This window comes from Streptococcus mitis (assembly GCF_001074635.1).
GTDB lineage: Bacteria > Bacillota > Bacilli > Lactobacillales > Streptococcaceae > Streptococcus > Streptococcus mitis_E.
On the sequence record NZ_JUQO01000182.1, the window covers coordinates 1 to 9,672 of the forward strand.

General features: G+C 41.7%; 14 protein-coding genes and 1 pseudogene. 6 read left to right on the forward strand and 9 right to left on the reverse strand.

Going from position 1 to position 9,672, the window contains the following annotated elements; all coding sequences use genetic code 11:
• The first annotated feature begins 109 nt into the window (after window positions 1-109).
• The 5 genes from ADI58_RS07360 (at window position 110) to ADI58_RS07380 (ending at window position 2,049) form a co-directional block, all read left to right on the forward strand.
• Window positions 110-346, forward strand: coding sequence for a GlsB/YeaQ/YmgE family stress response membrane protein (locus ADI58_RS07360; RefSeq protein WP_049522036.1), 237 nt, complete (start codon window positions 110-112; stop codon window positions 344-346).
• 76 nt (window positions 347-422) lie between these two features.
• Window positions 423-995, forward strand: a complete 573-nt coding sequence (amaP, locus tag ADI58_RS07365) for an alkaline shock response membrane anchor protein AmaP (protein ID WP_049522037.1) — start codon at window positions 423-425, stop codon at window positions 993-995.
• A gap of 10 nt (window positions 996-1,005) precedes the next feature.
• The gene (locus ADI58_RS07370; RefSeq protein ID WP_000455066.1) at window positions 1,006-1,176 is read left to right on the forward strand and encodes a DUF2273 domain-containing protein; all 171 of its coding nucleotides are present in this window, start codon (window positions 1,006-1,008) and stop codon (window positions 1,174-1,176) included.
• Between the two features lie 30 nt (window positions 1,177-1,206).
• The gene (locus ADI58_RS07375) at window positions 1,207-1,815 is read left to right on the forward strand and encodes an Asp23/Gls24 family envelope stress response protein (protein ID WP_033684829.1); all 609 of its coding nucleotides are present in this window, start codon (window positions 1,207-1,209) and stop codon (window positions 1,813-1,815) included.
• 30 nt (window positions 1,816-1,845) lie between these two features.
• Window positions 1,846-2,049, forward strand: coding sequence for a CsbD family protein (locus ADI58_RS07380; RefSeq protein ID WP_000109960.1), 204 nt, complete (start codon window positions 1,846-1,848; stop codon window positions 2,047-2,049).
• Between the two features lie 108 nt (window positions 2,050-2,157).
• Here ADI58_RS07380 and ADI58_RS11715 read toward each other — a convergent pair.
• Both ADI58_RS11715 and ADI58_RS07390 read right to left on the reverse strand, forming a co-directional pair.
• Window positions 2,158-2,432: pseudogene (locus tag ADI58_RS11715) on the reverse strand (transposase); the annotation flags it as partial.
• Between the two features lie 36 nt (window positions 2,433-2,468).
• Window positions 2,469-2,924: a GNAT family N-acetyltransferase gene (locus ADI58_RS07390; RefSeq protein WP_049522038.1), complete on the reverse strand. Its 456-nt coding sequence runs from the start codon at window positions 2,922-2,924 to the stop codon at window positions 2,469-2,471.
• Between the two features lie 69 nt (window positions 2,925-2,993).
• On the opposite strand from ADI58_RS07390, the gene ADI58_RS07395 reads away from it, so the two are divergent.
• Entirely contained in the window at window positions 2,994-3,653 is a 660-nt protein-coding gene (locus tag ADI58_RS07395; RefSeq protein WP_049522039.1) for a prepilin peptidase, read from the forward strand.
• On the opposite strand, the gene trpA is transcribed toward ADI58_RS07395, so the two are convergent.
• From trpA to trpE, 7 genes are all read right to left on the reverse strand, one after another.
• Window positions 3,625-4,401, reverse strand: a complete 777-nt coding sequence (trpA, locus tag ADI58_RS07400; RefSeq protein WP_049522040.1) for a tryptophan synthase subunit alpha — start codon at window positions 4,399-4,401, stop codon at window positions 3,625-3,627. The two genes, ADI58_RS07395 and trpA, sit on opposite strands and share 29 nt — an antisense overlap.
• Entirely contained in the window at window positions 4,394-5,617 is a 1,224-nt protein-coding gene (gene trpB, locus ADI58_RS07405) for a tryptophan synthase subunit beta (RefSeq protein ID WP_049522041.1), read from the reverse strand. The genes trpA and trpB overlap by 8 nt, the downstream gene beginning before the upstream one ends.
• Window positions 5,595-6,194, reverse strand: coding sequence for a phosphoribosylanthranilate isomerase (locus ADI58_RS07410; RefSeq protein ID WP_049522042.1), 600 nt, complete (start codon window positions 6,192-6,194; stop codon window positions 5,595-5,597). The genes trpB and ADI58_RS07410 overlap by 23 nt, the downstream gene beginning before the upstream one ends.
• Window positions 6,181-6,948: an indole-3-glycerol phosphate synthase TrpC gene (trpC, locus tag ADI58_RS07415; RefSeq protein ID WP_049522043.1), complete on the reverse strand. Its 768-nt coding sequence runs from the start codon at window positions 6,946-6,948 to the stop codon at window positions 6,181-6,183. Before trpC ends, ADI58_RS07410 begins: the two co-directional genes overlap by 14 nt.
• A complete protein-coding gene (gene trpD, locus ADI58_RS07420) occupies window positions 6,945-7,949 on the reverse strand; it encodes an anthranilate phosphoribosyltransferase (RefSeq protein WP_049522044.1) in 1,005 nt (334 codons plus the stop codon). Before trpD ends, trpC begins: the two co-directional genes overlap by 4 nt.
• Window positions 7,950-7,959: 10 nt before the next feature.
• Complete coding sequence (locus ADI58_RS07425) at window positions 7,960-8,526, reverse strand: aminodeoxychorismate/anthranilate synthase component II (RefSeq protein ID WP_049522045.1); 567 nt, start codon at window positions 8,524-8,526, stop codon at window positions 7,960-7,962.
• On the reverse strand, window positions 8,523-9,672 hold a 1,150-nt coding region (gene trpE, locus ADI58_RS07430), incomplete at its 5' end, for an anthranilate synthase component I (RefSeq protein ID WP_049522046.1). The genes ADI58_RS07425 and trpE, both read right to left, overlap by 4 nt.

The following is a 9,672-nucleotide window of genomic DNA, read 5'->3' on the forward strand; positions in this document are numbered from 1 at the left end:
TTACATAATAATCAAAATAATTGATTATTTTATATCAAAATTATATAATAGCAATAATCAAAGGAATTGATTTATTTTTTGATATTAAAATAAAAAAGGAGGGTAAGCAATATTGTGGTCAATCATTGCTGGAGGTCTTATTGGACTTGTAGCAGGTAGAATCACTAAAAAAGGTAGTTCTATGGGAATCGTCGCAAATGTATTCGCTGGTTTAGTCGGGTCATCTGTAGGACAATCCCTTTTAGGTAGTTGGGGCCCATCCATCGCTGGAATGGCTTTGATCCCATCTATTGCAGGAGCAGCAATTGTTGTTACTGTAGTATCATTCTTTACAGGTAAAAAATAATTACTTGTAGAATAAACTATTTTTAAATAGATTAGACGGGTAAAAATAGTTTAATGTTAAATCGAAAGGATTGTATATGTCAAAAACAAAGAAAATACTTTTAATTATTTTCTGTATTTTAATCTTGACAATTTTCCTTCCTGTTTTGATAGATTATCATCAAGTTAGTGATCTAGGCATTCAGCTATTTAGCTGGAGACAGAATCATTTCGTTGAATTTTATCTCTCTAGATATATATTCTGGGGGATAGTGGCTCTATCAACTTTAGTTTTGTTATCGATGTTAGTTGTGTTGTTTTATCCTAAACGTTATTTGGAAATTCAACTTGAAACTAAAAACGATACATTGAAATTAAAGAATTCAGCAATCGAAGGTTTTGTTAGAAGTTTGGTGAGTGATCATGGATTGATCAAGAACCCAACTGTTCATGTAAATTTACGAAAAAATAAATGTTTCGTTCATGTAGAAGGTAAAATTCTTCCTTCGGACAACATCGCTGACAGATGCCAACTAATTCAAAATGAAATAGCTAATGGATTAAAGCAATTCTTTGGTATTGAGCGTCAGGTGAAATTGGACGTCTTGGTAAAAGACTATCAGCCACAGCCTAAAGCTCAAAAGAAAAAAACTGCTAGTCGTGTAAAGTAAGGAAGTAAAAATGGAATGGCTTAAACAATATCGATATCCAATAATCGCAGGTCTCATAGGCGTATTTCTCGCTTGTTTGATTGTCTCCTTTGGCTTCTTCAAAACAATATTTGTATTGATTTTAGGAGCACTGGGAGTTGCAGCTGGATTATATATCGAAAAAAACTATATAGATAAATAAAAATTACTAATTTAATTAAAGGAGTTTCATATGTCAAACGAAAAAAACATTAACACTAACGTAGAAAAGAAAGATGCTACTGTTGTAGCTCACGAAATCAAAGGGGAACTTACTTACGAAGATAAAGTTATCCAAAAAATCATTGGTCTGTCACTAGAAAACGTTTCAGGTCTTTTGGGAATCGACGGTGGTTTCTTCTCAAATCTTAAAGAAAAAATCGTTAACAGCGATGACGTAACAAGTGGTGTTAACGTAGAAGTTGGTAAAACACAAGTTGCAGTTGACTTAAACATTATTGCTGAGTACCAAAAAAATGTTCCAGCTTTATATTCAGAAATCAGAGAAATCGTATCTTCAGAAGTTGCTAAAATGACTGACTTGGAAGTTGTTGAAATCAACGTAAACGTTGTCGACATCAAAACTAAAGAACAACATGAAGCAGACTCAGTAAGCCTTCAAGATCGCGTATCTGACGTTGCTGAATCAACAGGAGAATTCGCTTCAGAACAATTCGAAAAAGCTAAATCTGGTCTTGGATCTGGTTTCTCAACTGTTCAAGAAAAAGTTAGCGAAGGCGTAGAAGCTGTTAAAGGTGCAGCAACTGGTGTAGTATCACACGAAAAAACTCGTGTAAACTAATATAAAATAAATATAACAGGAGAAATTATCATGTCAGTAGAAGAAAAATTAAATCAAGCTAAAGGTTCTATTAAAGAAGGTGTTGGGAAAGCCATCGGTGATGAAAAAATGGAAAAAGAAGGAACAGCTGAAAAAGTTGTTTCTAAAGTAAAAGAAGTTGCTGAAGATGCCAAAGACGCTGTAGAAGGTGCTATCGAAGGTGTTAAAAACATGTTGAGTGGCGACAATAAATAAGGCTAAAAGTTACTTTATCTTTTAGTAACATTAGTCAAAAGAGTCTGAGTCAAGATGATTCTCAGAAAACAAAAAGCTAGAGATTTCCAATTGCGGAACTCTAGCTTTTTAATTTCGCCTCTTTCTCTTATTATATTTCAGCAGGTTGTTGACCATGAGTACGAATCCCATGTCAATTCTCACTTGGCGCTTACCTCTCAGATAACATCTCTTATAACCAAGCAAACCTTTATCTGCCCAAAGACAGATTTCATATCAATCTTACGTTTAGCGGAAATTTGTCTACCATTGGAAGATAAAAGTGCCTGATATTCTTTAGTTTTTAAACACTGGTAACGTTCATTCATATACAGTCTCTTTTGAGGGGCTGATTCAGATTCATCATCGCAGTCAAGATTGATTTCAAGGATTTTTACTTTCTATCTCCCCTTTTTCATAATGTATTTTCGTACAGGTACTTCAACTATTTGAACGATCTCAAATCCTTCTTTTTGATAAAGGTGCTGGGCTGCTTGATTTGCTTCGAGGACATTTAAAGAAATACTACCTATGTCTCCATTTTCAAAGATCAAACTAACAAATTTCCTTAAAGCCTGCCTACCTAAGCCTTGTCCCTGTTTCTGGGGATTGATAAAAAAGCGTCCAATATGAAGATTGCTGTCTTCTTGCCTGATTTTCTGGATAAGCCCCACAAACTCTTGTCCTTCAAAGATTGAAAAGATTCCTTCCAAATCTTGCAAAACTTGAATGGTCAAGGGAAAAGGAATCCTTGGTCCCATCCATTGTTCTTGAAAGGATTTGCCAAGGGAGTTGGACCATTGGCATACAAGCTGAGCGTTTTCTGTGCTCACCTTTTCTTCAAAACGAATTATCATCTTTGCCTCACAATCTTATCTATGTTTCTCCATTATACTACTTCTCCTATTTTTTACGAATAGATAAGTATGATTGATTTTTATTTTTTTCTTGTCGGGAGCATTCTCGCTTCCTTTCTTGGTTTGGTCATTGACCGTTTTCCAGAGCAATCCATTATCCAACCTGCTAGTCACTGCGATTCCTGTCAGACTCGCTTGCCTCCCTTAGATTTGATTCCGATTCTCTCACAGGTCTTCAATCGCTTTCGCTGTCGCTACTGCAAGGCTACATATCCTGTCTGGTATGCCCTTTTTGAATTGGGCTTAGGACTCCTCTTTCTGGCTTGGTCTTGGGAATTGCTTTCCTTGGGGCAAGTCGTCCTAATCACCGCTGGTTTGACCTTGGGCATCTACGACTTTCGCCATCAGGAATATCCCTTACTAGTCTGGATGACTTTCCACCTAATCCTAATGGCCGGATCTGGCTGGAATCTGGTCATGGTCTTCTTCCTTGTCCTTGGAATTGTGGCTCATTTTATCAATATTCGCATGGGCGCAGGGGATTTTCTCTTTCTAGCTTCTTGCGCTCTCGTCTTTAGTGCGACCGAATTACTCATCTTGATTCAGTTTGCTTCTACGATGGGAATTCTAGCCTTTCTCCTGCAAAAGAAAAAGGAAAGACTTCCTTTCGTGCCTTTCCTCTTGTTTGCTGCTTGTGTGATTATTTTTGGTAAGCTACTGCTTGTGTGATAAAGTCCTGAATCGGCTCTCCTTGGTGGAGAGCTTTTACAATTTTCGAACCGACGATAACGCCATCTGACACCGCATTGAAACGTTCTACATCAGCTTGACTAGATACGCCAAATCCTGTCAAGACTGGGATATCGGCCACTTGATGAAGTTGTGCCAAGTGCTTGTCCAAATCTGCGCGGTAATTGCCTGATTTCCCTGTCACCCCGTTGATAGCAACAGCATAGACGAAGCCTTCTGCTCCCTTGATCAACTCTTTTTGGCGCTCAATCCCTGTTGTCAAGCTTACTAAAGGAATCAAAGCAATGTCTGTATCTGCCAAAAATGGTTCTACAAAGTTGGCATGCTCATGAGGCAGGTCTGGAATAATCAAGCCCTTAACCGCTGTATCTTCCAAATCTTTGACAAAGTTCTCCACACCGTACTGAAAGAGGGGGTTGAAGTAGGTCATGATGATCAGCGGAACCTCTGTTTCAATAGTTTTCAAGGTTTCAACCAAAGCTTGTGTCGAAGTCCCATGGGCTAAACTACGCAAACCAGCTTCTTCGATAACAGGTCCATCTGCGACAGGATCTGAAAAAGGAATACCCACTTCAATGGCCGAAACACCTAAATCTTCTAAAAAGTGAATCGTTTCCCCAAGTCCATCCAAACCTTTCTCATGGTCTCCAGCCATGATATAGGGAACGAAAATTCCTTTTCCAGCTGCTTTAATAGCGTTTAATTTTTCTGTTAGTGTCTTAGGCATGAGTTTCTCCCTTCTTTGCTGCATCTGCTTCCAAGCGGTCTTTGACTTGAACCACATCCTTGTCCCCACGACCTGATAGGCAGACAATCATAGACTTTTCTGGTCCAAGTTCTTTGGCCAATTTCACCGCAAAAGCAATAGCGTGGCTAGATTCCAAGGCTGGGATAATCCCTTCCACACGAGACAAGAGTTGGAATCCTTCCAAGGCTTCTTCGTCTGTCACAGGGACATAGCTGGCACGTTTGATATCGTGGTAGTGAGAATGTTCTGGACCGATACCAGGATAGTCCAAACCTGCTGAGATAGAGAAGGCTTCAAGAATTTGACCATGGGCATCTTGGAGCACATCCATGAGAGAACCGTGAAGAACACCAGGACGACCCTTGGTCAAGGTAGCTGCATGATGCTCCGTATCCACACCAAGTCCTGCTGCTTCAGCTCCATACATAGCTACTGACTCATCTTCTACAAATGGATGGAAGAGACCGATAGCGTTAGAACCACCACCAACACAGGCTACTAGGGCATCTGGTAAATCTTGACCTGTTAAGTCACGGTACTGTTGTTTAGCTTCTCTACCGATGACACTTTGGAAGTCACGAACGATTTCTGGGAAAGGATGAGGCCCCAAGGCAGAACCAAGGATATAGTGGGTATCATCGATATTAGCTACCCATGAACGAAGTGCTGCATTGACCGCATCCTTGAGCACGCGCGAACCGTCTGTCACTGCCTCGACCTTGGCTCCCAAAAGCTCCATACGGAACACATTGAGGGCTTGGCGTTTAACATCTTCCTCACCCATATAGATGGTACATTCCATGTTAAAGAGGGCCGCAGCTGTTGCAGTTGCTACACCGTGCTGACCAGCACCAGTTTCAGCGATAATTTTCTTTTTACCCATGCGTTTAGCCAGAAGAACTTGTCCCAAGGCATTGTTAATCTTGTGAGCCCCTGTATGGTTAAGGTCTTCACGTTTGAGATAAATCTTGGCTCCGCCGATATGCTGAGTCAAGTTTTTTGCGTAGTAAAGAGGAGTTTCACGTCCCACATACTGGCGCAAAAGTTGGTTCAATTCCTCTTGGAAACTTGGGTCTGCCTGACTTTCACGATAAGCCTTCTCCAACTCCAAAACTGCCGTCATCAATGTTTCTGGGACAAAACGTCCACCGAATTTTCCGTAAAATCCATCTTTATTTGGTTCCTGATATGCCATGCTTTACCCTCTCTATAAATCTTCTAATCTTTTCATGATCTTTTTGTCCGTCTGTCTCCACTCCGCTTGATACATCTACTGCATAGGGAGTAAAGTGTTGAATTGCTTTTACTACATTGTCTTCATTAAGCCCACCTGCGATAAAGAAAGGCTGAGTTAGTCCAATCGTATCCAGTTGAGCCCAGTCAAAGGTCTGGCCACTCCCAGCCACAGGGGCATCAAAGAGTAGATAGTCTGCCTGAGAATTGGGCACATGACCCTCTCCATCCACCTGCACAGCCTGAATACTGGCACAAGGTAAATTCTCAAATAAATCATCTGCCACCTGACCGTGAACTTGAACCAAGTCCAAGCCAACTTTGTCAATCGCTTCTAGCAGTTCTGCCCAACTTGGTGAAACAAATACACCAACCTTTTTGACATCTGCAGGAATAAGCTTTGCCAGCTCAGCAGCCTGATCCAAGGTCACCTGTCTTTTACTAGGTGCGAAGACAAAACCGATGTAATCTGCTCCTGCTGACACAGCTGTCTCCACCGCTTCTTTGGTCGATAGTCCACAAATTTTAACCTTTGTCAATCTGCAACTCCTTGATTCTCTGGGCTACATCTTCTGCCTGCATAAGAGCTGTCCCTACCAAAATTCCGTTAAAGTATGGTGCTACTCGTTCCGCATCCTGCCCTGTGAAAATAGCAGATTCAGAAATGTACAAGCAATCATCTTTGAAATGTTTAGCCAAATCTACACTGGTCTGCAAGTCAACTTCAAAGGTAGTCAAATTGCGGTTATTGACTCCGATAATCTGGGCACCAAGGCGGTGAGCTACCTCTAGTTCAGCTAGATTGTGGGTTTCCACCAAGACTTCCAGACCAAGCTCTGTCGCATAGTCATACAGTTCCTTGAGGCGTTCTTCGGACAAGGCTGCCACAATGAGCAAAATGACTGTTGCACCTTCATTGCGAGCTCGAATGATTTGCTTTTCATCGATGATAAAGTCCTTGTTAAGCGTCGGAATCTGTACCTGACTGGAAATTTCCCGTAGATAATCCAAATGTCCTTTAAAGAAAACTTCATCTGTCAGAACAGAAATCATCACTGCTCCGTTTGCTTCATAAGTCTGGGCCTGTTGCACAATATCCACATCGAGATTGATATCTCCCAAACTAGGGCTAGCTTTCTTGACCTCAGCGATTACCTGTAAACGGTCTTGATGATTCTTCAAAAATTCTGCCAAGCGATAGGTCTGGCGCAGGGGCTGGATTTCCTCCAGCTCCATCTGCTCAACCTCACGCGTCTTCTGCTCCAAAATTCGTGCTAAAAATTCCTGACTCATTTTTGGTACTCCTGTAACAGTCTGAGTTTTTCAAGGGCCTTGCCACCAGCAATCACTTGACGGGCCAAGGCAACTCCTTCCTTGATGCTATCAACCTTACCATTAGCATAGAAACCAAGACCAGCATTTAAAACTGTAGTTTCCAAGAATGGACTTGGTTCATTTTTAAGAACGCTGAGCAAAATTTCTGCATTTTCCTGAGCATTGCCACCACGGATATCTTCGATAGCGTAGCGCTCCATCCCTAAATCCTCCGGAGTAAAGCTTGATAAGGTGATTTCGCCATTTTCAAGAAGAGCAATCTTGGTTGTTCCATTCAAACCAGCTTCATCCAGTCCTTCTGGTCCAGCAACCACGATGGCACGTTTGCGACCCATATTTTTCAAAACCTGAGCTGTACTTTCTAGAAGTTCTGGACGACTAATTCCAAGAAGCTGTGTTTCCAAAGCCATTGGGTGAATCAGGGGACCAGTCAAGTTCATGATCGTTGGAATTCCCAATTCCAAACGAGCTGGCATGATGTATTTCATAGCTGGGTGCATATTTTTAGCAAAGAGAAAGACGATTCCAGTTTTATCAAATACCTTACCTAGTTCAGCTGGTTTGAGGTCTAAGTTGATACCCAAGGCTTCGAGAACATCTGCAGAACCAGATTTAGAAGAAATCGAGCGGTTACCGTGTTTTGCCATGTGAACACCACCACCAGCCAAGACAAAGGCTGCAGTCGTCGAAATGTTAAAGCTGAAAGACTTGTCCCCACCTGTACCACAGTTGTCCATGGCATCATGAATCTCAGTTGGAATGTGTTGGGCATGTCCTCTCATGACTTGGGCAATGGCTGTACGTTCTTCAGGTGTTTCCCCCTTCATCTTAAGAGCTAAGAGGAGAGAAGCAATCTGCGCCTCCGTTACACGCCCAGTTACGATACGCTCAATGACATCCGTCATTTCCACACCTGATAAATTTTCAAATTTTGCTAGTTTTTCAATAATCTCTTTCATCCTAGTTTCCTCACTTTACAACCTTCTCGATAAAATTCCGAATAGAAGACAAGCCATCTGGCGTTCCGATACTCTCTGGATGGTACTGGAAGCCATAAATTGGAAGTGTTTTATGTTGAATCCCCATAATAGCTTGGTCATCAGTCGAACGAGCTGTCACTTCAAAGTCTTCTGGCATTTCCTCAATCAAAATACTGTGGTAACGCATAACCGCACGGCCATCCTCGATGCCTTGATACAAAACAGATGGGGCTTCAAAGCTGATATTGCTCTGTTTCCCATGCATGACTTTTGGAGCCAAACCTAACTTACCGCCAAAGACTTCTGCGATGGCTTGATGGCCCAAACAAATTCCAAGAATCGGCTTCTTACCTGCAAAATCACGAATCATGTCTTCCATCTTACCAGCATCAACTGGCCAACCAGGACCGGGCGAAAAGACCAGACCATCTGCTTTTCCAGCTTCTTCATACAGCTTGGGATCATCATTTCTCAAGACCTGAACTTCTGCAAAATTCCCAATGTATTGGGCCAAGTTATAAGTAAAAGAATCATAGTTGTCAATTAATAAAATCATGGTCTTAGTTCTCCAATTCTAGTCATAGATTTTGCTTTGTTAATGGTTTCTTGGTATTCGTTTTGGGCGATGGAGTCGTAGACAATCCCTGCCCCAGCCTGAACATAGGCTGTTTGATTTTTGAGAATCATAGTTCGGATAGCAATGGCAAAATCCATATCACCCGTCGCAGACAAGTAGCCGATTGCTCCTGCGTATACGCCCCGTTTTTCCATTTCCAGTTCATAGATGCGTCTCATCGCTCGAATCTTTGGTGCTCCAGAAACTGTTCCAGCAGGAAGTGTTGCTTTCAAAGCATCCATAGCAGTGAGTTCTGGAAGCAAACGCCCCTTGACCACACTGGTCAAATGCATGACATAACGGAAAAGCTCCACTTCCATATACTTGGTTACTTGGACACTGGCCGTTTCAGAAATGCGGCCAATATCATTACGACCCAAGTCTACTAACATCCGATGTTCTGCTGTTTCCTTCTCATCCGAAAGCAGGTCTGTCGCCAAATCCTTGTCTTCTTCATCCGTAGCGCCTCTTGGTCGTGTCCCTGCAATCGGATTGGTTGTCACGATGCCATTTTTGACAGAAACCAAACTTTCTGGACTGGCACCGATGATTTGATAATCCCCAAAATCATAGAAATAAAGATAATTAGAAGGATTAGTCACGCGGAGATTTCTGTAGAAGTCAAATGGATTTCCAGTCACTTCTGCTGAGAAACGCTGGCTGAGTACGCATTGGAACATATCTCCGTTACGAATCAAGTCACGAGCGATTTCCACCATTTCCTCAAACTTTTGAGGAGCGATATGCGGTTTGAAGTCTAACGGAGATAGATCCAAGTCTTCAAATTCATTTGGAGCAGGAATGCGTAATTCCTCAAGCACTTGATTCAAAGCTTTTTCCAAGTCTTCTTGACTGCGCTCGCTATAAAGAGCATCCTCGATGACATGGATTTTTTCCTTCTTGTGGTCAAAGACAATGTAACTCTCATAGACGAAGAAATGCATGTCTGGCGTTCCAATTGTATCTTCAGGAATTTGACCAATTTCTTCATAAAGCGAAATCATATCGTAACCAACAAAACCAATTGCCCCACCACCAAAAGGGAGGTCTGAATGGTGCTGTCTCTTATGAGTCACTTCATAAAGG